The sequence below is a fragment of the Micromonospora sp. PTRAS2 genome, from assembly GCF_054052245.1.
Window position 1 is genome coordinate 263,988 of the sequence record NZ_JBSWBU010000004.1, and the last position, 25,024, is coordinate 289,011.

24 protein-coding genes are annotated in these 25,024 nt (G+C 75.0%); 15 read left to right on the top strand and 9 right to left on the bottom strand.

Annotated features, from left to right (window positions below; translation table 11 throughout):
* Positions 1–37: 37 nt before the first annotated feature.
* Positions 38–1,237, bottom strand: coding sequence for a pectate lyase (locus ACVMYR_RS16155; protein WP_077938889.1), 1,200 nt, complete (start codon positions 1,235–1,237; stop codon positions 38–40).
* A gap of 146 nt (positions 1,238–1,383) precedes the next feature.
* The gene (locus ACVMYR_RS16160) at positions 1,384–2,052 is read right to left on the bottom strand and encodes a TetR/AcrR family transcriptional regulator (RefSeq protein ID WP_457122144.1); all 669 of its coding nucleotides are present in this window, start codon (positions 2,050–2,052) and stop codon (positions 1,384–1,386) included.
* A 49-nt stretch (positions 2,053–2,101) separates the two neighbouring features.
* Here ACVMYR_RS16160 and ACVMYR_RS16165 point away from each other — a divergent pair, with 49 nt between their 5' ends.
* Complete coding sequence (locus ACVMYR_RS16165; RefSeq protein WP_457122145.1) at positions 2,102–2,956, top strand: alpha/beta fold hydrolase; 855 nt, start codon at positions 2,102–2,104, stop codon at positions 2,954–2,956.
* A 44-nt stretch (positions 2,957–3,000) separates the two neighbouring features.
* On the opposite strand, the gene ACVMYR_RS16170 is transcribed toward ACVMYR_RS16165, so the two are convergent.
* Positions 3,001–3,333, bottom strand: coding sequence for a DUF6204 family protein (locus tag ACVMYR_RS16170; RefSeq protein ID WP_077938892.1), 333 nt, complete (start codon positions 3,331–3,333; stop codon positions 3,001–3,003).
* A gap of 148 nt (positions 3,334–3,481) precedes the next feature.
* A complete protein-coding gene (locus ACVMYR_RS16175) occupies positions 3,482–4,354 on the bottom strand; it encodes a hypothetical protein (protein WP_144082712.1) in 873 nt (290 codons plus the stop codon).
* A gap of 186 nt (positions 4,355–4,540) precedes the next feature.
* Here ACVMYR_RS16175 and ACVMYR_RS16180 point away from each other — a divergent pair, with 186 nt between their 5' ends.
* Complete coding sequence (locus ACVMYR_RS16180) at positions 4,541–5,338, top strand: alpha/beta fold hydrolase (protein WP_077938894.1); 798 nt, start codon at positions 4,541–4,543, stop codon at positions 5,336–5,338.
* On the opposite strand, the gene ACVMYR_RS16185 is transcribed toward ACVMYR_RS16180, so the two are convergent.
* Positions 5,310–5,978: a dihydrofolate reductase family protein gene (locus tag ACVMYR_RS16185; protein WP_457122146.1), complete on the bottom strand. Its 669-nt coding sequence runs from the start codon at positions 5,976–5,978 to the stop codon at positions 5,310–5,312. The two genes, ACVMYR_RS16180 and ACVMYR_RS16185, sit on opposite strands and share 29 nt — an antisense overlap.
* A 66-nt stretch (positions 5,979–6,044) precedes the next feature.
* On the opposite strand from ACVMYR_RS16185, the gene ACVMYR_RS16190 reads away from it, so the two are divergent.
* The 3 genes from ACVMYR_RS16190 (at position 6,045) to ACVMYR_RS16200 (ending at position 8,422) form a co-directional block, all read left to right on the top strand.
* Positions 6,045–6,644, top strand: a complete 600-nt coding sequence (locus tag ACVMYR_RS16190) for a TetR/AcrR family transcriptional regulator (protein WP_077938902.1) — start codon at positions 6,045–6,047, stop codon at positions 6,642–6,644.
* Between the two features lie 64 nt (positions 6,645–6,708).
* Positions 6,709–7,188, top strand: a complete 480-nt coding sequence (locus ACVMYR_RS16195) for a GNAT family N-acetyltransferase (RefSeq protein ID WP_077938896.1) — start codon at positions 6,709–6,711, stop codon at positions 7,186–7,188.
* Positions 7,189–7,270: 82 nt separating this feature from the next.
* Entirely contained in the window at positions 7,271–8,422 is a 1,152-nt protein-coding gene (locus ACVMYR_RS16200) for a polysaccharide pyruvyl transferase family protein (protein ID WP_077938897.1), read from the top strand.
* Positions 8,423–8,491: 69 nt separating this feature from the next.
* Here the strand turns inward: ACVMYR_RS16200 and ACVMYR_RS16205 are convergent, their stop codons facing one another.
* On the bottom strand, positions 8,492–8,698 hold the full coding sequence (locus tag ACVMYR_RS16205; protein WP_043966998.1) for a hypothetical protein: 207 nt from the start codon (positions 8,696–8,698) through the stop codon (positions 8,492–8,494).
* Positions 8,699–8,857: 159 nt separating this feature from the next.
* Between ACVMYR_RS16205 and ACVMYR_RS16210 the strand changes: the two genes are divergently transcribed.
* A complete protein-coding gene (locus tag ACVMYR_RS16210; protein ID WP_077938898.1) occupies positions 8,858–9,379 on the top strand; it encodes a DinB family protein in 522 nt (173 codons plus the stop codon).
* A 78-nt stretch (positions 9,380–9,457) separates the two neighbouring features.
* On the opposite strand, the gene ACVMYR_RS16215 is transcribed toward ACVMYR_RS16210, so the two are convergent.
* Positions 9,458–10,330: a carbohydrate kinase family protein gene (locus ACVMYR_RS16215; protein WP_077938899.1), complete on the bottom strand. Its 873-nt coding sequence runs from the start codon at positions 10,328–10,330 to the stop codon at positions 9,458–9,460.
* An 85-nt stretch (positions 10,331–10,415) separates the two neighbouring features.
* On the opposite strand from ACVMYR_RS16215, the gene ACVMYR_RS16220 reads away from it, so the two are divergent.
* Positions 10,416–13,745, top strand: coding sequence for a DEAD/DEAH box helicase (locus tag ACVMYR_RS16220; RefSeq protein ID WP_228986908.1), 3,330 nt, complete (start codon positions 10,416–10,418; stop codon positions 13,743–13,745).
* On the top strand, positions 13,742–14,788 hold the full coding sequence (locus ACVMYR_RS16225) for an SWIM zinc finger family protein (protein ID WP_457122147.1): 1,047 nt from the start codon (positions 13,742–13,744) through the stop codon (positions 14,786–14,788). Before ACVMYR_RS16220 ends, ACVMYR_RS16225 begins: the two co-directional genes overlap by 4 nt.
* Here the strand turns inward: ACVMYR_RS16225 and ACVMYR_RS16230 are convergent.
* The gene (locus ACVMYR_RS16230) at positions 14,757–15,014 is read right to left on the bottom strand and encodes a DUF3040 domain-containing protein (protein ID WP_043967006.1); all 258 of its coding nucleotides are present in this window, start codon (positions 15,012–15,014) and stop codon (positions 14,757–14,759) included. The two genes, ACVMYR_RS16225 and ACVMYR_RS16230, sit on opposite strands and share 32 nt — an antisense overlap.
* Positions 15,015–15,459: 445 nt before the next feature.
* On the opposite strand from ACVMYR_RS16230, the gene ACVMYR_RS16235 reads away from it, so the two are divergent.
* From ACVMYR_RS16235 to ACVMYR_RS16255, 5 genes are read left to right on the top strand one after another with little or no spacing between them, the layout of a single operon-like run.
* Positions 15,460–17,574 carry a DUF1800 domain-containing protein gene (locus ACVMYR_RS16235; RefSeq protein WP_457122148.1) on the top strand — a complete coding sequence of 705 codons (2,115 nt, stop codon included), beginning with the start codon at positions 15,460–15,462 and terminating at the stop codon, positions 17,572–17,574.
* Between the two features lie 32 nt (positions 17,575–17,606).
* Positions 17,607–18,986 carry a DUF1501 domain-containing protein gene (locus ACVMYR_RS16240; protein ID WP_077938906.1) on the top strand — a complete coding sequence of 460 codons (1,380 nt, stop codon included), beginning with the start codon at positions 17,607–17,609 and terminating at the stop codon, positions 18,984–18,986.
* Positions 18,983–20,401 (top strand): ferredoxin reductase family protein, encoded by a 1,419-nt coding sequence (locus ACVMYR_RS16245; protein WP_457122149.1) that lies wholly within the window; start codon positions 18,983–18,985, stop codon positions 20,399–20,401. The genes ACVMYR_RS16240 and ACVMYR_RS16245 overlap by 4 nt, the downstream gene beginning before the upstream one ends.
* 24 nt (positions 20,402–20,425) lie before the next feature.
* Positions 20,426–20,986 carry an FMN-binding protein gene (locus tag ACVMYR_RS16250; RefSeq protein WP_228986909.1) on the top strand — a complete coding sequence of 187 codons (561 nt, stop codon included), beginning with the start codon at positions 20,426–20,428 and terminating at the stop codon, positions 20,984–20,986.
* Between the two features lie 49 nt (positions 20,987–21,035).
* Positions 21,036–21,776 carry an FAD:protein FMN transferase gene (locus ACVMYR_RS16255; protein ID WP_457122298.1) on the top strand — a complete coding sequence of 247 codons (741 nt, stop codon included), beginning with the start codon at positions 21,036–21,038 and terminating at the stop codon, positions 21,774–21,776.
* Between the two features lie 432 nt (positions 21,777–22,208).
* On the opposite strand, the gene ACVMYR_RS16260 is transcribed toward ACVMYR_RS16255, so the two are convergent.
* Positions 22,209–22,880, bottom strand: a complete 672-nt coding sequence (locus ACVMYR_RS16260) for a bifunctional DNA primase/polymerase (protein WP_457122150.1) — start codon at positions 22,878–22,880, stop codon at positions 22,209–22,211.
* 247 nt (positions 22,881–23,127) lie between these two features.
* Between ACVMYR_RS16260 and ACVMYR_RS16265 the strand changes: the two genes are divergently transcribed.
* Both ACVMYR_RS16265 and ACVMYR_RS16270 read left to right on the top strand, forming a co-directional pair.
* Complete coding sequence (locus ACVMYR_RS16265; RefSeq protein WP_077938911.1) at positions 23,128–24,357, top strand: helix-turn-helix domain-containing protein; 1,230 nt, start codon at positions 23,128–23,130, stop codon at positions 24,355–24,357.
* Positions 24,354–24,956 (top strand): flavoprotein, encoded by a 603-nt coding sequence (locus ACVMYR_RS16270; RefSeq protein WP_077938912.1) that lies wholly within the window; start codon positions 24,354–24,356, stop codon positions 24,954–24,956. The genes ACVMYR_RS16265 and ACVMYR_RS16270 overlap by 4 nt, the downstream gene beginning before the upstream one ends.
* Positions 24,957–25,024 lie beyond the last annotated feature (68 nt).

Sequence of the window (25,024 nt, forward strand, 5' to 3'; positions counted from 1 at the left end):
CTTCTCCGAAGATCGGGAACCTGGCCGCCGGCAGTGACTACCGGAAGGTGACGTCACTCCTGTTGACCTTGCAGTTGGCGTCGTTCCAGCCCTCACCGAGGTAGCTGGGTTCGCTGCCCTTGGGCACGCCCTTGTACTTGCCGCAGATGGTGGCCGAGCCGATGACGACCACGCGGGTGATCGTCGCGGTGTCGTTCCAGTTGCTGTTGATGCCGGCGAGCATGTCGATGTCGTCGACGAGGACGTTGTCGATACGCACGTGGCGGGTGTACGAGGTGGTGCAGTTGCCGCAGCCGCGGTACAGCTTGCCGGATCCCTTGAGGTAGAAGCCGGAGATGTTGACCGTGCCGTTGCCGTTGTGCTGGAAGGTCTTGTCGCTGCCGCTGCGCGCGCCGCCACCGATGACGTAGGAGGTGCCGCCGTTGGTCTGCTTGAAGGTGGCGGCGTCCTCACCGATGTCGTTCCACCACACGTTGCGCAGCGTGCAGGTGCCCTCGCAGTGCACGCCGTCACCGGCGGGCGAACCGAGGATGACGTTCTGCAGCGTGCCGCCGTTGGCGATCTTGAACATCGGGTCCTGCGACTCGCCCTGCCCACCGTCACCGATGCAGCAGTAGGTCTTCATCCCGCCGTCGAAGGTGCCGGAGACGTTGACCGTGCCCGAGATGCTCACCGAGCCGGCCGACGACGGCCACGCGCCGGTCGGCGCGCCCGGGTTGCTGGTGGGGCCGGACGTCGGACCGCTGGTGGGGCTGGTGGTCGGGGTCGACCCGCCGCTGGAGTACGTCTCGAACTCGGCGATCCGCGGGGCGCCGGACGCGCTGGTGATGACGAAGGAGAGCTTCTTCAGCGACGTCGAGGAGAAGTTGATGGTGCTCGGGGCGCTGCTGCCGCTGGCCAGGACGGCGCCCGTGTCGTGGTTCGTGAGCTGCCAGCCGCTGATCGAGCCGCCGCCCGAGGCCTGCACGATGACGGCCGAGGACACCGTGGTGGCGCCGCCCCACTTGACCGAGATCGTGCCGGTCGAGCCGCTCGGCGACCAGAAGGTGCTGGTGTTGCCGTCGATGACGTTGCCATAGCTGGTGCCACTGGCCTTGCTGGAGCCGTCGGCGCCGGCACCGATGCTCAGGTTCGTGGCGGCCGAGGCGTGGGGGACCTGCAGCGCCAGCGCGGCGACGGCACCTGCGACCGCAGTGGCACCGCAGGCCAGCCACCGGGTAGCGACTTTGCGTCTCATCTGATCCGCCTTTCAATCATGAACACCCTGTTACGGAAAGCGCTTTCCAGTAACCATAGGGCTTTATCGATGGCGCGGCAAGCCAGCCGGCGACGGGCCGGCGGCCCGCTGCGCCCCGGCTCAGCCTCCGGGCTGCCCCGCAGGTCTCACCCGGCGTCGCCGAGCAGTCCGCGTAGGACGCCGCGTACGGTCGCCTCGAACAGATCGCGCTGTGCCGGTGGCGCCTGCGGCGCGGTGAGGGCGGAGGCCAGGTTGGGGAACGCCGCCAGGTCGATCCCGTCGAAGCGGGCCGGCGGGCCGGCGACTTCGCTGCGCGCGAAGAGCGACACCACGCCGGTCGTCATCGCGATCGCCTCGAACTTGGTGGTGGTCGCGGCCGGCACCGGCCGCAGGACCCCCAGGCAGTGGTCGAAGAAGGCCAGGCTCTCCGGGCCGAAGGCGGTCGGCCGGGGCAGGATCTCCACCAGCCACCGGTGCCTGCGGTACAACTCCAGTTGCCGGCGGGCGATGCGCAGCATCGCGTCCAGCCAGTCGCCGGTGGCCTCCGGGTAGGGGCGCAGCTCTCCCGCCGCCCGGTCGGCCATCAGGTCGAGCAGGTCGTCGCGGGAGGTCAGGTAGCGGTAGAGCGATCCGGCGCCGGTGTCGAGCGCGGTGGCGACGGCCCGCATCGAGACCGCGCCGAGGCCGTCGGCGTCCGCCATCGCGATCGCGGCGGCCACGATCTCGTCCCGGGTGTGCGTCGGTGCCGGGCCCCGCGTGCCCCGAGCCGGGCGGGACCAGATCGACGGCCGCACTGGTTCGGGGGATGAGGTCACCGCTACACTCTAAACTGCGAACGACGTTCGCTGTTTAGGGGAGGGTGACATGGAACAGGGTTGGACCGTGCAACGGGTGCCCGCAGCCGACGGGGCCGAGATCGTGCTCCACTCCATCGGCGCCGAGCCGGGCATCGTCGTCGTGCACGGCGGCGGTGTCACCATCGAGATCTACCGACGCCTGGCCATCCGGCTGGCCGACCGTCTCACTGTGCACCTCTACAACCGCCGGGGGCGGGCCGACGCGGCCGCGCGCGCCGAGCCCTACGACGGCGAGCAGGACATCGACGATCTCGCGGCGCTGCTGACCCACACCGGGGCCCGCAACGTCATCGGCCACAGCGGCGGCGGCTTCATCGCCCTGCGCGCCGCCGCGCGGCGCCTGCCGATCGACCGGCTCGCCCTCTACGACGCGGCGGTCCAGGTCGACGGCCTGTTCCCGGCCGCGTGGCTGCCGGCCGCCCGGGACGCGGCGCGGGCCGGAGACCTCGCCCGCGCCATGGCTCTCACCGGTGCCGGCCTCAACACCCAGTCCGCCACGTCGCGCCTGCCGCTGGGCCTGCAGGTCGCCATGTGCCGGCTGTTCATCCGTACGCCCATCGGTCGCACCATGGCCGAGCTGCTGCCCACCACTCTCGACGAGACGACGCTGATCTTCCGCCACGACGGCCCGCCGGAGCAGTGGGCCGGCATCGACGCCGAGGTGCTGCTGGCCTGCGGCGGGGCCGGGCCGCCCTACTACCGGCCGACCAACGAGGCCCTGGCGGGAGCCCTGCCGCACGCCCGCACCCTGGTGGTGCCGCGCGCGGGTCACGACGCGCTCAACCGTGCCCCGCGCCACCTGGTCGACGCGCTCGCCGAGTTCTTCACCGCCCCGGTGACCTCGGATCGGGCGGGCTCGTAAGGCGGGCGGGGCTCAGACCGCCAACCGGCCCGCTGTCGTCGCGGTCAGCGTCCCCGGGGGCGGACCTTGATGCTGTCGAGGTCCGTCGCCACCGACGTGAGGTCGCCGTGGTCGGCGCCCAGCCCGCGCACGGCGGCTGCGGCCAGCGCCTCCGCCCGGCCGGTCACCACTTCCGCCGCGTCCTCCGCCGTGGCCCGGACGACGCAGCGGAAGGTGAACCCGAGCAGGGAACGCTCGTAGGTCACCGTGCCCTCCTCCGTGAACCGCGCCGCGAACACGTCGTGCTCGTCGGCGCGGGCGAGCAGCGCGGCCCGTTGCCCGGCGTCGAGCGGCGCGAACCTGCCGCGCACGATGACCTGATACGCCTTGTCCGCCATTGCTGATGCTCCCCGGTTTGTGGACGAATTCACGCGGCGATTCCACCGTCATCTTGCCGCGCCCCCGCCGTACGGCAAGCGGTTTACGCCCCGCCGCCGCGACGGCGCGGGCCGCCGGGGGTGAGACCGGCGGCCCGCCGTGACCGGGTCAGTTCGCGCAGACCGCGTACGCGCGCACCTTCCAATTGCTGCTGAAGCCGTTCTCGTCCTCCATGGCCCGGACGGTCACCGCGGTCGAGGAGGTGGCCCGCATCTCGGTCAGGCGCACCTGGCCCTCGCCGCCGAGGATCTCGCCGCCGACCCCGTGCACCCGGGTCCCGGCCGGGCAGGTGGCCACCACCGACTGGACGGCGGTGGAGCTGTAGGAGCTGTCGTCGACGACGCGCTGCTCGCCGGGGAGCGGATCGGCGCAGATCGCGGTGGCGTCGAGCCACCAGCTGCCGGCGAAGCCGGTGCCGTCCTCGACGCCGGCCACCACGACACTGTTCTGCTGGATGCGCAGGTCCTCCAGGATCACCTCGCTGTTGGACGCCCCGACGACCGCGCCGCCGACCCCGATGGCGTGCTTGCCGGCGGGGCAGGACTTCTCGAACCAGTTGGACGTGCCGAAGCTGGGCGCGGAGCTGCCGGAGACGGTCACCAGGCCGCTGGGGGCGGGGGCGCACAGCGCGCTCGCGGTGACCGCCCAGTTGCCGGCGACGCCGTTCTCGTCCTCGCGGCCGGTCACCGAGTACGCGCTTCCGCCGGCCAGCGGCAGCATGATGTCCATGCCGACCTGCCCGAGGCCGGAGCCGGTGATCGCCCCGCCGCCGCCGATGACCGTGGTGCCCGTCGGGCAGGTCGCGCTCTGCGACTTCGCGACGGAGTTGCTGGGGCCGGTCGTCGTCCTGATGCTCAGGCCGGGCACCGCCGCCACGGGCCCGGTGAGGGTCAGTTGGCCGAGCACGAGCGCGCTCAGCGCCGCCCCGCCCACGGCGGTCGTGCGACGCGTCCACCGGCTCCGGTTCGATCCTTCTCGCATGCTGTTCGACCTCTCAGAGAAGCTCGGCGGGCGATCCGGCCGAGGGTGTGTGTGCGTTGACACCGGTGGGAGTGGCGAGGGGGCGGGCCGCCAACAGAAAACTCCGGAGAAGTTTCCGGGCCGGAACGTCGTACCGCTGGGGTTGGATCGGAAGCGGGACGGTCGACGGAGCCGGAGGTGCCCGGGGTGAGCTACGCGGAGGTCAACGGCCTGCGGCTGTGGCACGAGGCGCACGGCTCGGGCCGCCCGCTGGTGCTGCTGCACGGGGGATACGGCGCGGCGGAGTCGTTCGCCCCGCTCCTGCCGGCGTTCGCCGGCCGGCGGCGGGTGGTGACGGTCGACCTCCAGGGGCACGGCCGCACCGCCGACGTCGACCGTCCCCTGCGGTTCGAGTCGATGGCCGACGACGTCGCCGCGCTGATCCGCCACCTGGGCCTCGGCGAGGCCGACGTGCTGGGCTATTCGCTGGGCGGCGGGGTGGCGCTGCGCCTGGCGATCCAGCATCCCGCGCTGGTGCGCCGCCTCGTGGTGGTCTCTGCGCCGTGCCGCAGCGGGGGGTGGTATCCGCAGGTGCTGGCCGCGATGGCGGCCCAGGACGCGGCGGCGGGGGAGCGGATGCGGGGCACCCCGCCGCACGAGCTGTACGCCCGGGTCGCCCCCCGCCCGCAGGACTGGCCGGCGCTGTGGGCGAAGACGGGGGAGCTGCTGCGCCGCGACTACGACTGGTCGGCGCAGGTCGCCGCCCTGGCCAACCCGACCCTGCTGGTCTTCGCCGACGCCGACTCGGTCCCGACCAGCCACGTGGCGGAGTTCTTCGGGCTGCTCGGCGGCGGCCACCGCGACGCCGGCTGGGACGGCAGCGACCGTCCCGCGTCGCGGCTGGCCGTCCTGCCGGGGCTGACCCACTACGAGATGCTCGACTCGCCCGCGCTGCCGGCCGCCGTGCTGCCGTTCCTCACCGCCCCGGCGCGCCCTCCGCAGTGACGCCCGCCCGGCCCGATGTCGCCGGGTCCGCTGCGCCGGTCGGCGCCGACGACGGGGCCGGCTCGGCGGCGTAGTGCAGGAGGATCAGGCCGCTGTCGAACGACCGCGTGCCGGTCAGCGTGAACCGGTGCGCCGCGAAGCCCCGGGCGGCCAGCGGGATGCCGCTGCCGGCCACGATCGGGTGCAGCTTGACGACGAGTTCGTCCACCTCGGGCAGGAGCTGCCCGGCGAGGTCCCCGCCGCCGCAGAGCCAGATGTCGCCCCCGGGTCGCCCCTTCAGCTCGCGGACGAAGGCCACCGGGTCGCCGGCGACGACCTCCAGCCCGGGGTCGGCCGACGGCGGCAGCGACCGGGAGAAGACGTACTGCCGCAGGTGGGCGTACGGGCTGGTGACGCCGACGCGCAGCGCCGGATCGTAGGTGGCACGCCCCATCAGCACCGCGTCGAAGCGGCCGGTGGGCCGGTCGATGCCGAGCTGCGGGTGGCTGAACGTGGGGAAGGTCTGCGGCCATCCGGCGGTGAGGTGGGCGGCCACGTCCGGCTCCAGGGGGAAGAAGTCGTAGGCCCCGTCGGGGGCGGCGATGAAGCCGTCGAGGGTGCTGGCCACGTAGTACACGAGCTTGCGCAAGGGGACTCCCATCAACCACTACTGCTGTCGTGGTTGGAACGTACTACACCTGTCGTGGTTGTTGCTAGGGTGTTCGACATGGCCCGGAACCCGCAACGACGCGCCCTGCTCGCCGACGCCGGGCTGCGCGTGCTCGCCGCCGCCGGGGCGCGGGGCCTCACGCACCGCGCCGTCGATGCCGAGGCGGGCGTGCCCACCGGCACCGCCTCCAACTACTTCCCGACCCGCGAGGCGTTGCTCGGCGCGCTCGGCGAGCGGGTCTTCGAGCGGTACGCCCCCGACGAGGCCGTCCTCGCCCGGCTCGCCGCCCGCGACCCGTCGATCGACCTCACCACCGACTACGTCCGCTACATCGTCGAACGCACCACCCGCGAGCCGTACGTCACCCGGGCGCTGATCGAGCTGCGGCTGGAGGCGGCCCGCCACCCCGAGCTGGGCCGGGGCTTGGCCGAGGTGCTCCGCCGGGGGTACGCCGACGATGTCGCGTTCCACGCGGCCGCCGGGTTACCGGGTGGCGCGTTCGAGATCGCCCTGCTCCACTATGCGGTGGACGGGTTGCTGCTCGACCTGCTCACCACGTCGATCGACGCCGGCTTCGACGTCGACGAGGTGGTTTCCGCCCTGGTGTCCCGCCTCGTCGGCGGCGCCGCCCCGCGAACCGGGGCCGCCCGCGACTGACGGCGTCCGCCTGGGCGCGACGGGCGACGCGCCCCCGGCCGTCCCGAAGAACCGAAGGAGTCGCGTGTCGCTCACCCTGGCCCCGATGACCGACGACCAGCTCGCCCGCCTGCGGGTCGGGCTCGAACGGTCGTACGCCGAGAACCTCGCCGAAGCCCGGGGACTGTCGCCGGAGGCGGCCCGGGCCGAGGCGCTGGCCCAGATCGGCCGGTCGCTGCCCGACGGGGTGGCCAGCCCCGGCGTCCTGCTGCGGGTGGCCCTGCTCGACGGCGAGGAGGTCGGCTGGATCTGGACCACCCTGCCCGACGCCGACCGGCCCACGATGGCCTGGATCCACAACATCGAGGTGCATCCCGCCCACCGGGGGCAGGGGCACGCGCGGCGGATGATCCAGCTCGCCGAGGCCGAACTCGCCCGGCTGGGCGTCGACCGGCTCGGGCTGAACGTGTTCGGGCACAACACCGTGGCGATCCGGCTCTACGACAGCCTCGGCTTCCGCGTCGCCGCCCAGCAGATGGTCAAGCCGCTGCCGCCGCCCGGCTGACCGCCCCGACCCGGGACGTGTGCCCCCGCGAACAGCGGGAAACCCACCCGGAACGCGCATCCTGCGGGGAGGAGCGAGGCCAATGAGGGACCGCACCGCACCGACGATCGGCGTGCTGGGCTCGTACGGCGGTCGCAACCTCGGCGACGAGGCGATCCTGAGCGGCCTGCTGGCCGACCTGCGCTCACACGAGCCCGACGCACGGATCATCGTCTTCTCCCGCAATCCGGCGCACACCGCCCAGGCGCACCCCGACGTCGAGGCCGTGCCGTGGGAGGGGGTGAGCCGGGTCGACTCGGCCGAGGTGCTGGCCGAGCTGGACCTGCTGATCCTCGGCGGCGGCGGCATCCTGTACGACCGGGAGGCCCGCCGCTACCTGCGCGTCGTGCGGGTCGCCCAGGAGCGGGGGCTGCCCCTGCTCACGTACGCGGTCGGGGTGGGCCCGCTCAGCGACGGGGTGGACACCGGCATGGTGCGGGAGACCCTGGCCGGCGCCACCGAGGTCACCGTGCGGGACCAGGAGTCCCGGATGGTGCTGGAGGAGGCCGGGCTGCTCAACCCGATCACGGTGACCGCCGACCCCGCGTTCCTGCTGGAGCCGGAGGAGTTCCCCGCGCACCTGCTGCGCGAGGAGGGCGTGCCGAACGGCAAGCGGCTGGTGGGGCTCAGCGTGCGGGAGCCGGGCCGGGCCGCCGAGCGGCTCGACGTCGACGGCTACCACCGGCTGATCGCGCAGATCGCCGACTTCCTCATCCACCGGATCGACGCGCACGTGCTCTTCGTGCCGATGGAACGCGACGACATCCGGCACTCGCACGGCGTGATGTCGCACATGACCGCCGCCGACCGGGGCCGCATCCTGCACGGCGACTACTCGCCCCGGCAGGTGCTGGGGCTGATGCGGCACTTCGACCTCGCCGTCGGCATGCGACTGCACTTCCTGATCTTCTCGGCGATGGTCGGCACCCCGTTCCTGCCCCTGCCGTACGCCGGGAAGGTCTTCGACCTCGCCCAGCGGCTCGGCGTGCCCGCCCTGCGCGGCGTGGAACGCGAGGTCGAGGGGCCGCTGCTGGCCGAGGTCGACCGCCTGTGGGACGAACGGCACGCGCGGGCCGCGGAGACCGCCCGCCGGGTGGCGGAGGTCTGCGACCAGGCCCGGGGGACCTCCCAGGTCACGGGCGCGGTGCTGGAGAGCCTGCGGTCGCGGACCCTGACCCGCGCCGGGGCGGCCTGACCTGCGCCGGGTGGAGTGAAGCGCGTCGGGGCGTCCTGACCCCACCACCGCCGCGGTGGCGGTCGGCGGTCAGACGGCTGGCCCCCGCCAGCGGTAGAGCCACCCCTGATCCCCGCCGACGGTCGACTCCAACTCGTAGATCTCGGCCTCGGCCAGCCCGTGCCCGCCGAGGTGGTGGTGGGTCAGCGGCGGTCGGCCGTTGCTGTCGAGCTCCACCCTGACCGTCTGCCCGTCGGCGCTGCCGCCCGTCAGCGGGATCTCTGCCGTTGCTGCCATGGGCCCATCCTGCCCCGGCACCGGACGCCCCGCAGGGCCGTCACCCGGAGATCTTGGTGATTTTCGGCCCCTCTGGGGGCACTTTCGTACCAAGATCTACGCCCGGCGGGGCCGCCGCGCGGGGCAGCGCGACCAGAATCGGACAAGTAGCGTGCGGGGATGGCGGAGATCAAGATCGACCCGACCCTCGGCCCCGTGTTGGCGCGCACCGGCGACGAGCGCGCGGTGCTCGAATCCTTCCTCGACTTCCACCGGGGCATCGTGCTGCGCAAGGTGGCCGGGCTCTCCGACGCCGACGCGCGTCGCCGGCTGGTGCCCTCCCGCACCACCCTCGCCGGCCTGGTGAAGCACCTGACGATGGTGGAGCGGAACTGGTTCCCGGCCCTGCTCGCCCCCGGGCCGGGCGACGTCCACGTCACCGGCGAGGCGGATGCGGCGGACAGCTTCACCCTCGACGGATCCGACACCATCGAGTCCCTGGTGGCCGGCTACGAGCGGGCGTGCGCCCGGTCCCGGGAGGTCGCGGCGCGCTTCGACCTCGACCACGTGGTGCCGCAGCCGCAGCTCGGCGAGGTCTCCCTGCGCTGGATCCTGACGCACATGATCGAGGAGACGGCCCGGCACGCCGGGCACGCCGACATCCTGCGCGAGCTGACCGACGGCTCCACCGGCGCGATCTGACCACGAACGGCCCCGGTGGCGAACCGGCCCGCCCCCGCTCACTGCCCGCCCCGCTCGCCGGGGCTGCCGCCGCTGCGTTCACCGGGCCGGCAGCAGCCCCGGCGGGTACTCCATGCCGTCGTGGGCGCAGGCCGCGGCGGCCACCCGGGCCGCGTACGCCGCCGCGTCGGCCAGCCCCGCGCCGCGCAGCCGGGCCGCGACCAGGCCGGCCGCGAAGGCGTCCCCGGCGCCGTTGGTGTCCACGACCGGCGTGGGTGCGACGGCGGCCGGCACCCGCACGGGCGGGGCCCCGCCCGCGAACAGCTCCGCCCCGTCCGCGCCCCGGGTGACCGCCGTCGTCCGGGGAGCGAGGGCGGCGGCGAGCGCCCCGGCCCGGTCGCCCAGCCGCACCCCGCTGACGAAGACCAGGTCGGCGACCTCGGCGAACGGCCGGTGATAAGGGTTGCCGCCGTCCCAGTCGTGCAGGTCGGTGGAGAGGCCCACCCCGGTGGGCAGCCCGGCGCGCAGGCCGGGCAGCAGGGGCGGCACCCAGTCCATGATCGAGACGTGGACGTGCGCCGCGTCCCGGGCGAGCGCGGCCAACCGCTGCGGCGTGAACGGCGGTGGCCCCTGCCACGGGCGGGGGTCGTAGAGCGACATCCGCCGACCGGCGGGGTCGACCAGGTTCACCGACCGGCGGGTGCCGCCGGGGTCGACGACCAGCTCGGCGTGCACCCCGGCCCGCTCCAGCGCCCGGCGCACCACCTCGCCGGCCGGGTCGGCACCGAGCACGTCGACGACCGCGACCCGCAGCCCCAGTGCGCGGGCGGCCAGCGCCACCCCCGCGCCGGTGTTGCCGATCCGCAGGTCGATCGGGGGCACGGTGAGCGAGTCGGCGGCCGGCAGGGGGAGCTGCGGCACCCGTACCCGCAGATCCACCCCCAGCCCCCCGAGCACCAGAAGGTCGAACATCCCCCGACCGTAGCGGCCCGGCCCGGTGCCCCGGTGGCCCCGCCGGGCCCGGCTATCCTCGGGGGTCGTCGGCGGAGGGGGAGCGGTGCTGGTCGTCCACGGGGCGTGGCTGCCCGGCGCGGGGCTCGTCGTCTGGGCGGAGGACAGCGCCCTGCCCCCGCAGGCGCCCCGCCGGCCGGGCCGGGCCCCCCGCGAGCGCCCCCACCCGTTCGCCGCCGACCACGCGGCCCTCGCCGCCGCCCTGGCGGGCGCCGTGCCGCAGACCGTCGCCCCCTCGGTCCGCCCGGCGAGCGCCGGGCCGCAGCGCTCGGGGTCGCCGAGCGCACCGCCACAGAGCACGGGACCGCAGGCCCCGACCGCCGCCGAGCCCGGGTCGGTGCTGCTGCGCCTGCCCACCCGGGCCGGCTCGCCGGCCGACTCCCCGGAACTGGTCCGCCCGGCCGTCGCCGAACCGGCCCGGGGGACGGTCACCCTCGCCGGCTGGCGCGCTCCCGCCCTCCGGTACGCCCCGGCGGACGCGCTCGCGCTGCTGCGCGCTGCCGGTGACCGGGCCGGGGTGCCCGGCGCGACGCTGCGGCACCTCGCGGAGCTGGCCGGGTTCGCCGTCGACCTGGTCCGCCGGGGCCGGGTCCTGCCCGGCGTGGCCGGAGCACCCGAGCCCCGACCGACCGCCTTCCGCCCACTCGACGGTGCCTCCGCCGCGCCGCGCGCCGCCGGCCCGGGTCGTGCCGGCGAGGCCGGGGCGCGGGCGGTGTGGCGGCCCCTGCTCACCGGCGCCGACGCCGCCTGGGCCCGGTCGCTCGCCCTGGCCCTGCCCCCGGCCGCGCGGGCCGCTGCCGCCGACGTGCCGGCCGGCGAACTGGTCGCCGACGCCCTCGACGCGCTCACCGACGCCGCCGCGCGGGCGGCGCTGACCCGGACCGTGCTCACCCAGGGTGGCCGCCGAAGCGGCGCGGTGCCGGCCTGGCTGGCGGCGCTCACCGCGCCGGACGGCGGGTTCACCGCCGAGCGGGTCGCCCTCGACGCGCTCGCCGCCGAGCTGGACGACTGGCAGCGGGACGCGGCAGGCGGCGCGGTCCGGGCCAGCTTCCGCCTGGTGGAGCCGGCCGTCGACCCGATCGCCGACGCCCTGGCCGCCGCGCTGGACCCGACCGCCGCCACCGACACCGACGCCACCGCTGCGACCGCCACCGCCGACGCCACCGACGACTCCGGTGGGCCGGGCGGCGGCGCGGAGACCGGATCCGTCGACGCCGGCCGCTGGCGGGTGGAGTTCGGGCTCCAGGCCGCCGACGAGCCGGGCCTCGTCGTGGACGCCGGGCACATCTGGCGGTCCCCGCACGCCCCGTCCGGGCTCGCCGGCCGGCTCGACTCGCCCCAGGAGACCCTGCTCGCGGAGCTGGGCCGGGCCAGCCGGCTCTGGCCGGAGCTGGACACCGCCCTGCGTACGGCGACGCCGGAGGCGCTGGAGCTGGACGTCGAGGGCGCGCACCGGTTCCTGCGCGAGGGCGCGCCGGTGCTGCACGCCGCCGGGTTCGGGGTGCTGCTGCCCGGCTGGTGGCGGCGGCCGTCGGCGCGGCTGGGCGCGCGGTTGCAGGCGCGCAGCCGTACCGCCCCCGGCACGGTCGCCGCCGCCGACGGCGGGTTCGGCCTGGACGCCCTGGTCGACTACCGGTGGGAGGTGTCCCTCGGCGACGAGCCGATCTCCGCCGAGGAGCTGGCCGCGCTGGCGGAGCTGAAGACCCCGCTGGTGCGGCTGCGCGGGCGCTGGGTCGAGCTGGACCCGGGGCGGCTGGCCGCCGGCCTGCGGCTGCTGCGTTCGGCGGGCGAGCTGACGGTGGCCGACCTGCTGCGACTCGGGCTGGCCGAGGCCGACTCCGCCGACGCGCTGCCGGTGCTGGAGGTCGTCGCCGACGGCGCGCTGGGCGACCTGCTCGCCGGGCAGGCCGAGCGCCGGCTCGTCCCGCTGGACCCGCCGCCGGCCTTCGCCGGGACGCTGCGGCCGTACCAGCGGCGCGGGCTGGCCTGGCTGGCGTTCCTTCAGTCGCTGGGCCTCGGCGGGGTGCTCGCCGACGACATGGGGCTGGGCAAGACGGTGCAGCTGCTCGCCCTGTTCGCCGGGGACCCGCCCGATGCCGGCCCGACCCTGCTGGTCTGTCCGATGTCGCTGGTCGGCAACTGGCAGCGGGAGGCCGCCCGGTTCGCCCCGAAGCTGCGCGTACACGTGCATCACGGTGCCGAGCGGGCGCGGGGCGACGACTTCGTCGCGGCCGTGCACGCGGCGGACCTGGTCCTCACCACCTACTCGGTGGCCGCCCGCGACGCCGTCGACCTCGCGGGGATCGACTGGCACCGGGTCGTCGTCGACGAGGCCCAGGCGATCAAGAACGCCTCCACCCGGCAGGCGGAGGCCGTGCGGGCGCTGCCGGCCCGGCACCGGATCGCGGTCACCGGCACGCCGGTGGAGAACCGGCTCGCCGACCTGTGGTCCATCATGCAGTTCGCCAACCCCGGCCTGCTCGGCCCGGCCGCCAGCTTCCGCAAGGCGTACGCCGAACCGATCGAGCGGCACGGCGACGCCGACGCCGCCGAGCGGCTGCGCCGGATGACCGGCCCGTTCGTGCTGCGCCGGCTCAAGACCGACTCCTCGATCATCTCCGACCTGCCCGAGAAGCTGGAGATGGAGGTGCTGTGCAACCTCACCGCCGAGCAGGCGGCGCTCTACCGGGCGGTGGTGGACGACATGCTGGCCCGCATCGAGTCCACCGACGGCATCGAGCGGCGCGGCCTGGTGCTGGCGGCGATGACCCGGCTCAAGCAGGTCTGCAACCATCCCGCCCAGCTCCTGCACGACGGCTCCGCCCTGCCCGGCCGCTCCGGCAAGCTGGCCCGGCTGGAGGAGATCCTCGACGAGGTGCTCGCGGCGGGGGAGAAGGCCCTGCTGTTCACCCAGTACGCCGAGTTCGGCGGGATGCTGCGCGGCCACCTGTCGGCCCGGTTCGGCCGCGAGGTGCTCTTCCTGCACGGCGGGGTCGGCAAGGCCGACCGGGACGCGATGGTGACCCGGTTCCAGTCCGACGCGGGACCGCCGCTGTTCGTGCTCTCCCTCAAGGCCGGCGGCACCGGGCTCACCCTCACCGCCGCCAACCACGTCGTGCACGTCGACCGGTGGTGGAACCCGGCGGTGGAGGACCAGGCCACCGACCGGGCGTTCCGCATCGGCCAGCGGCGGCGGGTGCAGGTCCGCAAGTTCGTCTGCGCCGGCACGGTGGAGGAGAAGGTCGCCGCGATGATCGCCGAGAAGCGGAGCCTCGCCGCGTCCGTGGTGGGCACCGGCGAGCAGTGGGTCACCGAGCTGTCCACCGAGCGGCTGCGCGAGCTGTTCGCCCTGGAGGCGGGGGCGGTGGTCGAGTGACCGGCCCGTTCGCCGACTACGGCAGGCCCCGCCGGGTCGAGGGCGGGCTGCGCGCCCGCAGCACCCGGGGCGCGATCGGCCGGTCCTGGTGGTCCCGCCGCTTCCTGGAGGTGCTGGAGTCGTTCGCGCTGGGCACCCGGCTCACCCGTGGCCGGTCGTACGCGCGGGCGGGGCAGGTGCTCGACCTCGACGTCGCCCCCGGCGTGGTGACCGCGCGCGTGCAGGGCTCCCGCCCCCGGCCCTACCAGGTGCGGATCGCGGTGGAGCCGTTCCCGGCGGCGCGGTGGGAACAGGTGGAGGCGGCGCTGGCGGCGCAGGCGTTCTTCAGCGCCCGGCTGCTCGCCGGCGACCTGCCGGCCGAGTTGGAGGAGCTGTTCGCGGCCACCGGCGTGCCGCTGTTCCCGGCCGGCGTCGGCGAGCTGGACCAGCACTGCTCCTGCCCCGACCACGCGGTGCCGTGCAAGCACCTGGCGGCGACGTTCTACCTGCTCGCGGAGGCGTTCGACGCGGACCCGTTCGAGCTGCTGCACTGGCGGGGCCGCCGCCGCGCCGACCTGCTGGACCGGCTGCGGGCCCTGCGCGCCGCGACCACCGACCGGGGAGGCGACGACGGCGGCACCGCCGTGCCGGGATCCACCGGGGACGGCCGGGACGCGGCAGCCACGCCGGACGACCCGGGCACACCGTCCACAGGCGACGGCCGGAAAGCGGTCGCCACGGCGGACGACGACGGCCGGGCCGTGCCGGCCGTCGGTGCCGCGCGGGCGCTCGCCCCGCTGCCCGCCGCGCCGCTCGCCGACGCGGCGGACCGGTTCTGGGTCCCGCCGGTGCCGCTGCCGGACCGACCGCCGAGCCTGGCGACCGGGCCGGACCTGCTGCTGCGGCAGCTCGGCGCCCCGGCGGCCGCGCTCGGCGGCCCCGGCCTGACGGAACGGCTGGGCCGGGCGTACCGGGAGTTCGGCCGGTTCCGCCCGGAGGCCGACCGCCCGGAGGCCGACGGCGACGGCGCGGCTACCACCAGCGGCGGCGGAACCGCCACATGACGGCGGCGTTGGCCAGCAGCACCGCCGCGAAGATTGCCCCGGCCGGTCGGCCGGCCAGGACGGTCGCCGCCGGCAGCGAGGCCCACAGCACGACGGTCAACAGCATCAGGTACCGGCCGCGACGGGCCCGGGCCCGATGGTCCAGGCGGGCGAAGAACTCCGGGTCGCTCTCCCGGAGCTGACGGGTGATCTGTTCGAACCTGCGCTGATCCTCTTTGCTGAGCATGGCGGTGCCTTCCCCTCACGCGTTCAGCGGTTCGGCGGCATACCCGCTGCGGTGGCGGCTCACGCGCTCCTGCTGCTGCTACTTTCGATGGGCGGGTCCGCCGCCGGTCCGCGCGGCACCTGAGAGCCCGGTTATCCCCGCCTTAAGTTTCCCTGTGGCAACCATCGGCGCGGCCGGCGGCCGGTCGGGGCGAAATGTCGCAGCCGGGGCCTGCGGGGTGCGCGTCCGCCCTGCTCGGGACACCCTCGGCGGCAGGGCCCGAACCGGACCGTGCGGCGTCGGCGTTGAGCGCCGTCTTAAGTGCCCTCCCCGGCCCGCCCGCAGCGCCTTGAAGCGGCCACCACCCGTCGTTAACTTCCCTGGCAACTCCTCCAGGCAACAGTCGCCGCACCCGCCCCACCCCCGGGCTGGGCCCCGCCGGCGCCAGACGAAAACGGATTGGTACATGGCCGACCAGAACGTGCCACCGCGCCGACCGCGGGACGACCGCGCCTGGGACGGGCGACAGGACCCCAGCCCGGACGCCTACCGCGAGCACGGACCATCCACCGCCTACGGACCCGCCGGCCACCAGCCGGGCCAACCCCCGTACCACCAGGCCCCGTACCCCGCCGGGCCGCAGCCGGGCCGCCCGCAGTCCGCGTACCCGACGGTCGTCGGCCCCGGCCACGACCCGGCCCGGCGCGGCCCGCGGTGGGTGGGCCCCGACGGCCTCGGCGGGCCCACCGGCCCCGGCGGCCCCGGACTGCCCAACCTGGACGACGACGGCGACCCCGGCCGCCGGGTGGGCCGCCGCCGCGCCCTCGCCGCGATCGGCGGCACCGCCGCCGTGGTGGCCGGCGGCGCGGCCCTGGCCATGACCCCGCAGGTACGCGGCCTGCTCGACCTCGGCGGCGACGCCCCGATCGGCGACGCCACCGGCACCACCGTCACCGACGGCAGCTCCGTGCGCCCCGGCGGCCAGCAGCCCAGCACCGTGCGCACCTACACGGAGCAGAACGAGAGCTACATGGGCTCCCGGGCCGGCGCGGCGCTGAAGCGGAACACGCCCACCGGTGGCCGCACCTTCTCCGGCCCGGCCGCCGCCGCCGAGGCGACCGAGGTGACGGTCAAGACGGTGCTCGCCAAGGACCCGGTGCGGCACCTGGCCAGCCGGGCCACCTTCGGCGCCACACCGAAGCTGCTGGCCGACATCAAGCGGATGGGCATCGACGCGTGGGTCCGCCAGCAGCTCGAACCCGAGAAGATCGCCCCCAGCGCGGCCGAGCTGAAGCTGTCCGAGCTGCCCACCCTCAAGCTCAGCCCGCAGCAGCTGCGCGACCAGCGCGACGCGCTCAACGAGCGCGGCGCGCAGCCGGAACGGGAGCTGGTCGACGCCACCATCGCCCGGCAGATCTGGTCGGAGCGCCAGCTCTTCGAGGTGATGGTCGACTTCTGGAACGACTTCCTGCACGTCGCCGCCGACTTCGACGGCGGCGAGGTCTACCGGGCGTCCTTCGACACCGACGTGGTGCGCAAGCACGCGCTGAGCAGCTACCCGGAGATGCTGGTCGCCGCGAACAAGCACCCCGCGCTGCTGCTCTACCTCAACCAGAACGACTCCCGCGCCGACGCGGTCAACGAGAACCTGGCCCGGGAGAACCTGGAGCTGTACTCCGTCGGTGTCGACGGCGGCTACACCGAGAAGGACGTGCGGCAGGCCGCCCTGCTCCAGACCGGCCGGGGCGTCAACGACGGGCAGTACGTGTTCCGCCCCGAGCGGCACTACCTGGGCAAGGTGAAGATCCTCGGCTTCACCCACGCCAACAACTCCGACGACCCGAAGAAGGCCGACGCGGCCATCGACGCGTACATCGCGTACATCGCGCTGCACCCGTCGACCGCGAAGTACGTGGCACAGAGCCTCGCCACCCGGTTCGTCTCGGACACCCCGCCGAAGTCCCTCGTGGACCGGCTCGCCAAGACGTACGCGGCGAACAAGGGCATGATCAAGCCGATGCTGATGACGCTGTTCAGCTCCTCGGAGTTCTGGGCGTCCGTCGGCCAGAAGGTGCGCCGCCCGATGGAGTACCTCGTCGCCACGTACCGCACCCTCGGCGTCTCCCCGCAGGCGTCGCCCGCGTTCGAGCAGCGCGACAGCCGGCGCACCGCGTTCGCCCAGGGGCTGCGGCAGGTCCAGGACAAGATGCGCGAGCTGGGCCAGTATCCGATGGGCCAGCCCACCCCGGACGGCTACCCCGACGTCTACGTCGCCTGGACCTCCGCCGGCACGATGGTCAACGGCTGGAACGAGGCCGGCGAGCTGGTCGGCGGCCGGCGCACCCAGTTCACCTACACCCCGCCGGAGAAGCTGGTCGCGAAGCCGCCCGCCACCGCCGGGGCGTACGTGGACGCGCTGGCCCAGCGCCTCGTGCACCAGAAGCTCAGCGCCCGCGAGCGGGAACTGATCCTCGATGTCGCCGGCGTCCCGGCGGGCACCCGGGTCGACGCCACGTTCGACGGTGCCGTCGCCGCCGTCGCGCGGGCGATCCTCGCGTCCCCCCAGCACCACCTGCGGTGAGGCACCCGATGGAGAAGCCGACGAGGCACCCGATGGAGAAGACCGTGCACCCGTTCCCCCTGCACCCCGAATGCCCCGACCTGCGCCGCCTGGCCGACGACCCGGCCGAGGCGCTGCTGCGGGCCGAGGCCGACATCGTCGCCGCCGAGAACGCCGCCGAGGCCGACCGCTACCGCCGGCTGGAGGCGCTGGAGGAGGCCCAGCAGGACGGCCGGGGCGTCACCCGGCGCACCTTCGTCGCCGGGGCCGCCGCCACCGCGACCGCCCTGGCCACCGCCCAGTTCGTCACCACCTCCGCCTCGTTCGCGGCGACGAAGACCGGCACCCTGATCCACGTCTTCCTCTACGGCGGGCTGGACGGGCTGAGCCTGGTCGCCCCGGCCGACGACCCGGTGCTCGCCAAGGCCCGCCCCGACCTGCTGCTCGGCGACGACTCCCTGGCCCTGGGCCGCGGCTTCAAGCTGACCAGCGCGTTCGCCCCGCTGGAGAAGTGGCTCAAGGCCGGGCAGCTCGGCTTCGTCCCGGCGGTCTCCGACGAGCGGCTGTCCCGCAGCCACTTCCAGGCCGCCGACGCCTGCAACCTCGGCGGGCTGCCCAGCGAGACGGGCGGCCGGGGCTGGCTGGACAGCCTCGTCGACAACCTCGGCAAGGGCACGGCGTTCCGCAGCGTCGGCATCGGCAGCACCCTGCCCCGGTCGCTGGTCGGCACCAACGGCGCGCTGGCCATCAACAGCGTCGGCTCGCTGCGGCTCAATGGCGACGAGAAATACCGGGCGGCCACCGAGAAGGCGATCCGGGGCCTGTTCACCGGGATCAACCACCCCGTCCAGGAGGCGGTGCAGGACGGCCTCGGCGCGCTGGCCACCGCCCAGAAGCTCGCCGCGAAGCCGTACCAGCCGGCCGAGGGCGTCAAGTACGAGGGCGTCGGCTACGCGTTCGGGCAGCTCGCCCAGCTCATCAAGGGCGGGGCGAACGTCCGCGTCGCCACCGTCGGGATGGGCGGCTACGACACCCACGAGAACCAGGGCACCCGCCCCGGCGGGCAGCTGCACCGCCGCCTCGGCGAGCTGGCCGCCGCGCTGGCCGCGTTCTTCACCGACCTGGGCGACGCCGCCGCCGACGTCACCATCATGGTGTCCAGCGAGTTCGGCCGCCGGGTCGCCTCCAACGGCGGCGGCACCGACCACGGCCACGGCGGGGTGGTCACCGTCCTGTCCGGCCGTAAGCTCGCCGGCTCGCTGCTGGGCGCGTGGAACGGCCTGAGCGACCTCGACTCCGGCGACGTGCCCGAGTACAACAACATGTTCGACGTGTACGGCTCCGTGGCGCAGGGCCGGTTCGGGCTCACCACCGCCGAGGTCGACAAGATCTTCCCCCGGCAGAAGTTCACCCCCATGAAGCTGTACGCGTGACCCACCCGTACACCCACACCGCCGGCCGCCGTACGGGCAACCCCGCCCCGCACGGCGGCCGGTCGGCTGCGCCCGTACCCCCGGCGGCGGTGCCCCGGCGCGGGCCCGGCGGCCGGCGGGCGCTGGTGGGCCTGTTCTGGGCGGGCCTGGTCGCCGCCGTGCTGCCGTGGTGGCTGGACACCCCCGCCGGTTCCCTGGACGGCAGCGCCGCCGCGCTGACCGCCGCCGGCCGCATCACCGGCCTCGTCGCCGGCTACCTGCTGCTGGTGCAGGTGCTGATGATGAGCCGCCTCGGCGCGTTCGAGCGGTCGGCCGGCGCGGAACGGGTCTCCCGCTGGCACCGGGACGTCGGCGCGACCCTGCTGGTCGCGGTGCTGGCCCACCTGTCGCTGATCGTGGTCGGCTACGCCGCCGAGGGGGGCCGGTCGGTGCTCGGCCAGGCCGGCGAGCTGCTGGCCGACTACGAGGACATGGTAGGCGCGTTCGCCGCGGCCGGCATCCTGGTGCTGCTCGGCCTCACCGGGGTCCGCGCGCTGCGCCGGGCGCTGCCCTACGAGCTGTGGTATCACCTGCACCTGGCCAGCTACCTCGCCGTCGCGCTCGGGTTCGGCCACCAGTTCAGCAACGGCGCGCAGCTCTTTCCGCCGGGGCCGGTGCGCACCGGCTGGCTCGCCGCGTACGCGCTGGTGGTCGCCGCCCTGCTCTGGGGGCGGGTGATCGCCCCGCTGCGGTTCAACCTGCGCCACCGGCTGCGGGTGGCCGACGTCGTGGCGGAGAGCCGCGACACCGTGTCGATCTACCTGACGGGCCGGCGGCTGCACCGGCTCGACCTGCTCGGCGGGCAGTTCCTGCGCTGGCGGTTCCTCGCCCCGGGCTGCTGGTGGCAGTCGCACCCGTTCTCCGTCTCCGCCGCCGCGAACGGCCGCTGGCTGCGGCTGACCGTCAAGGTGGTCGGCGGGCACACCGCCGACCTGCGCGAGGTCGAGCAGGGCACCCGGGTCTGGGCGCAGGGCCCGGCGGGCACGTTCACCGCCGCCCACCGTCGCCGGGAGCGGGCCCTGCTGATCGCCGGTGGCAGCGGCATCGCCCCGCTGCGGGCCATGCTGGAGGAGCTGCCGCCGGGCGCGGCGCTGATCTACCGGGCCCGCACCCCCGACGACGTGCTGCTGCACCGGGAACTGGACTGGCTCGCCCAGGAACGCGGCACCGACGTCTGGTACGTCGTCGGCTCCCGCGACGACCCCGGCCCCCGGCAGGTGCTCAGCGCGCCGGGGCTGCGCAAGCTGGTGCCCGACGTGGCCCGCCGCGACGTCTACCTGTGCGGGCCGCCCGGCCTGGTCGAGCAGTCGGTCCGCGCGCTGCGGGCGGCCGGCGTGCCCCGCCGCCAGATCCGCCTCGCCACCTTCGAGCTGTAGTCCATCGCCGAGAGGTCCCTGCCCATGCGTCGCGCGCTCCTCGCGATCACCGGCCTCGCCGCCGGCACCACCGCCCTGGTGGTGCTCAAGGGCTCCCCGGGGGCCAGCCAGGCCGCCCAGGGCCCGCCGGCCGTCGCCTCGCCGTCGGGCGGGGTCACCCCGTCGGCCGACCGCGCCACCCTCGGCGCGAAGCCCCGCGCCAGCGCCACCACCCCGGCCGCCACCCGCACCCCGACGGCCCGCGCCACCACGGCCCGGCCCACCCCGGCCCCGCGTGCCACCACCGCCGCGCCGCGCGCGACGACCCGCCGGGTCACCGGGCCGGTCGTCGAGAACGAGTACGGCAACGTGCAGGTGCAGATCGTCCTCTCGGGCACCCGGATCGTCGACGCCGTGGCCCTGGAGCTGCCGCAGGAGACGGCGCAGTCCGACCGGCGCAGCGACCAGGTCGACGGCCGCTACAGCGGCACCTCGGGGCAGGTCGTGCAGCGGCAGAGCGCAGACCTGGACACCGTCTCCGGGGCGACCGCCACCAGCGAGTCCTACCGGCGGTCGCTCCAGGCCGCCATCGACCGGGCCCGCTGAGGTGGCGGCGGCACCGACCCGGCCGGGCCTGCGCCGGGTCGAGCAGATCATGGGTACGGCGATCAGCCTCGACCTCGCCGACGACCTGCCCGCGGGGCGGCTGCACGAGCTGGCAGAGGAGACGTTCGCCTGGCTGCGGGAGGTGGACGCCCGGTTCAGCACCTACCGGGCCGACAGCGAGCTGCGCCGCTTCGACCGGGGCGAGGTGCTGCTGTCGGAGGCGTCGCCGGATCTGCGGGCCGTGCTGGCGCGCTGCGCCGACCTGTGGGGCGACACCGACGGCTTCTTCGACGCGTACGCGACGGGGGCGCTGGACCCGTCCGGCTACGTGAAGGGCTGGGCGGCGCAAGTCGCCTCCGACCGGCTGCTCGCGGCCGGCGCGCCGAACCACTGCGTGAACGCGGGCGGGGACGTGCGGGTGCGGGGACTGTCGGCGGGCGGCCGGCCGTGGCGGATCGGCGTGCGGCACCCGTGGGACGAGACCTCGACGTGCCTGGTGCTCACCGGCACCGACCTGGCGATCGCCACCTCCGGGGTGTACGAGCGCGGCCACCACGTGCTCGACCCGCGCCGGGGTGCCCCGGCGACCGGGCTGCGCTCGGTCACCGTGGTCGGGGCGGACCTCGGCGTCGCCGACGCGTACGCCACGGCGGCGGTGGCCATGGGCGTGGCCGGCATCGGCTGGCTGGACCGCCTGGCGGGCCACGAGCACGCGATCGTCACCGACGACGCCCGCCTCCTGCACTCGACCCGGCTCCCCACCCTCCCCACCCTCCCCACGGCCCCCTGACCGCCCATGCCCCCGCGATCTTGCAGTTTCGGCCCCCGACACGTGGCTTTTCTCCCGCCTTGTCGGGGCCCAAAGTGCAAGATCGCGGGTGCGAACGCGGGTGCCGGGGGCGGGGTCAGGCGGTGGGGCGGCGGGTGCCGGCCGGGTGGGAGCCCAGCGGGCGGGGGCGGCCCGGGCGCGAGCCCGGCGGACGGGTGGGCGGCCAGCGCCGGGGCCGGCGTTGGTGCGGCGGCGGCTCCGCCCCGTCGGGTCGGCGCGTCGCGTCATCCCTGGACATCAGACCCCCGATCGGGGCGCTGTCGCGCCCTCGTCCGGGTCAACGACGCCCGTGGCGGCCGGGACGCTGCCCGCCCGGCGTCCGCTCCCCGACAGTGGCCCTCGCCGGCCGCCTGCCGGCGGGGCAGCTCATCGGCCGCCTGCCGACGGTGGCCCTCACCAGCCGCGCCGGGGCAGCGGCAGGTGACCGGGGAGCAGCTCGGCCGGGAGCGACACGCCGGTGGCCCGCAGGGCGTCGACCAGCACGTTCTGCATGAGGTAGGAGTCCGGAAGCTGCCAGCGCGCCTGCTCCGGGGCGACCGCCCAGCGGACCGGGCCCTCCGGCAGCCGGGTCGGTGGGGCGGCGATCCACGAGCCGGGGCCGTGCCGGACCACGTGGAAGCAGTGCTCCAACTCGGGGCGGAGCGGGTCGCCCGGGCGGACCAGGAACATCCAGCGCCCGGTCGGGGTGACCACCACCGGTCCCCGGACCCCGGCGCCGGCCGGGTGCGTCCCGATGGAGTCGAGCACGTGCCGCCCGAGGTGGGCCGGCACCTCGAGGACGTCGAAGGCCCGCCCGGTGGGCAGCAGCACGCCGTGCGGGCGGCTGCGCCACCAGGTCGCCACCCGGGCCGGGTCGGCGGTGGCGGCCTGCTCCCACTCCTGGAGGGCGGGGTGGCAGCCGACGGTGGGGCAGCCGGCCCGGCCGCACACGAAGCGACTGCGGGCGAGGCAGGCGCCGGGCGTCACCTCCCAGCCGTGCGCGGCGTAGCGGACGGCGACCCTCCGCAGCCGGACCCGTTCCAGCGGCGACAGTTGTGCGACCCGTGGGCCGACGTTCCCCCACATCCGTTCGTCCTCCTCTGCCTGACGCTAGATGTCAGGTCACATGTTGAGCGCCGTCACTGCCGCAGGCCGCCGTCGTTGACCTGACGGAACGGTTGGTGCAACTTGCACGAAAGCTATGAGGGTCACCCGTACGGCCGACGTACAGGCTGTGCGACCAGCGAAAACCTGAGAACGAACGGACTGCCGCGCCACCCGCGCAGGCGGCCGCCGGTGGCCGGTCGGGCCCCGGCAGGGGAGGGATGGGGAGATGGACGAGTTACCCATTGGCCGGCGGGTGGCCTACTGGCGCGGGCGGCGCAAGCTGTCCCAACAGGTCTTCGCCGACCGGCTCGGCAAGTCCAAGAGCTGGGTGGACAAGGTCGAGCGCGGGGTGCGCCGGCTCGACAAGTTCTCCGTCCTCTACGAGATCGCCTACATCCTCGAAGTCGACGTGCAGCTGCTGCTGGGCAAGGACCCGGAACGCCGCGCCGACGCGCTCAACTGCATCGACCAGGTCGAGGTCCAGGAGATCCGGGCGGCCCTGGAGCGGTACGACTCGATGAGCGCCTACTTCGACGCGGCCCCGTTCCCGCCGCCCCTGATGGACATGCGCAAGGCGGTCAACCACGCCTGGCTCACCTACCAGTACGGCCGCTACGGGATGCTGACCCGGGCGCTGCCGAAGCTGCTGCGCGACGCCCAGGCCGCCGACGCCGGCCACGACGGCGACCACTCCCGGGAGGCGGCCCACCTGCTCGGCCAGGTCTACCAGATCGCCTCCTCGGTGCTGCGCAAGCTCGGCGAGTGCGACCTGGCCTGGCTGGCCGCCGACCGGTCGATGGCCGTCGCCCAGCGGGCCGACGACCCGCTGCTGGCCGGCATCGCCACCACCCGGGTGTGCAACGCGATGGTCGCGATGGGCCGGCCCCGCCCCGCGCTGGAGCTCAACCTCACCATCGCCAACCGGCTCGCCCCCGGCGGCGACAACGACAGCGACCCGGGGCGGCTCTCCGTCTACGGGCTGCTGCTGCTGCAGGGCGCGATGGCCGCCGCCCGGCTCGGCGACACCGCGACCGTCGACGACCTGGTCAACGGCGCCCACGAGGCGGCCCTGCAGCTCGGCAGCGACCAGAACCACTACTGGACGTCGTTCGGCCCGACCAACGTGGAGCTGCACCGGGCCGCCGCCGCCGTCGAGTTGGGCGACGGGGGGCGGGCGGTGGAGGTCCACCGCCAGCGCATCGCCGAGCCGATGTTCAACACCCTGCTGCCCGAGCGCCGCGCCCACCACCTGCTCGACCTGGCCCGGGGCTTCGCCCAGATCGGCGACGTGGCCAACGCCGGGGAGATGCTGCTGCGCGGCGACCGGCTCGCCCCCTCGGAGATCCGCTGCCGCCCCATCGCCCACGAGGTGATGTCGGACGTCCTGCGTCGCACAAGGGGTGCGCCGCCTTCGCTGATCGCGGAGTTGGCTGAGCACATGGGAGTGGGAGTATGAGCGCGGCGGGGGTCGGGATCACCGACCCGCACCGCAGCAGCGAGCGCCGCGAGGTGCTCTACGTCATCGCCTGCGGGTCGCCGCTGGCCAGCCACGTCGGCCGGCTCGTGGACCTGGCCCAGCAGGACGGCTGGGACGTGTGCGTGGTCACCACGCCGGACGGCGCGAAGTTCGTCGACCGGCCGGCGCTGGCCCGACAGACCGGTCATCCGGTCCGCAGCCGCTACAAGTTCCCGGGCGACCCGGACGTGCTGCCCCCGGCCGACGCGATGGTCGTCTGCCCGGCGACGTCCAACACGGTCAACAAGTGGGCCGCCGGGATCACCGACACCCTCGCCCTCGGCCTGCTGGTCGAGGGACAGGGCAAGGGGGTGCCGATCGTGGCGGTGCCGTTCACCAACGTCGCGATGGCCGGGCACCCGGCCTTCCGGGCCAGCCTGGCCCGACTGGCCGAGTGGGGGGTCGACGTGCTCTTCGGCGACCACGTCCTCCCGCTGCACCCGCCCGGCACCGGCGAGCACCACCTGCACACGTTCCCCTGGGCCGCCGTCCTGGCGGCCGTACGCGGCCTGCGCTGCCCGGTGAGCCCGGCCGCCTGAGCCCAGCCGGGAAGCAGGGGCCCCTTGTCAGCGGATTCCGTGAGCCGAGGGGCCCCTGTCCACCGCCG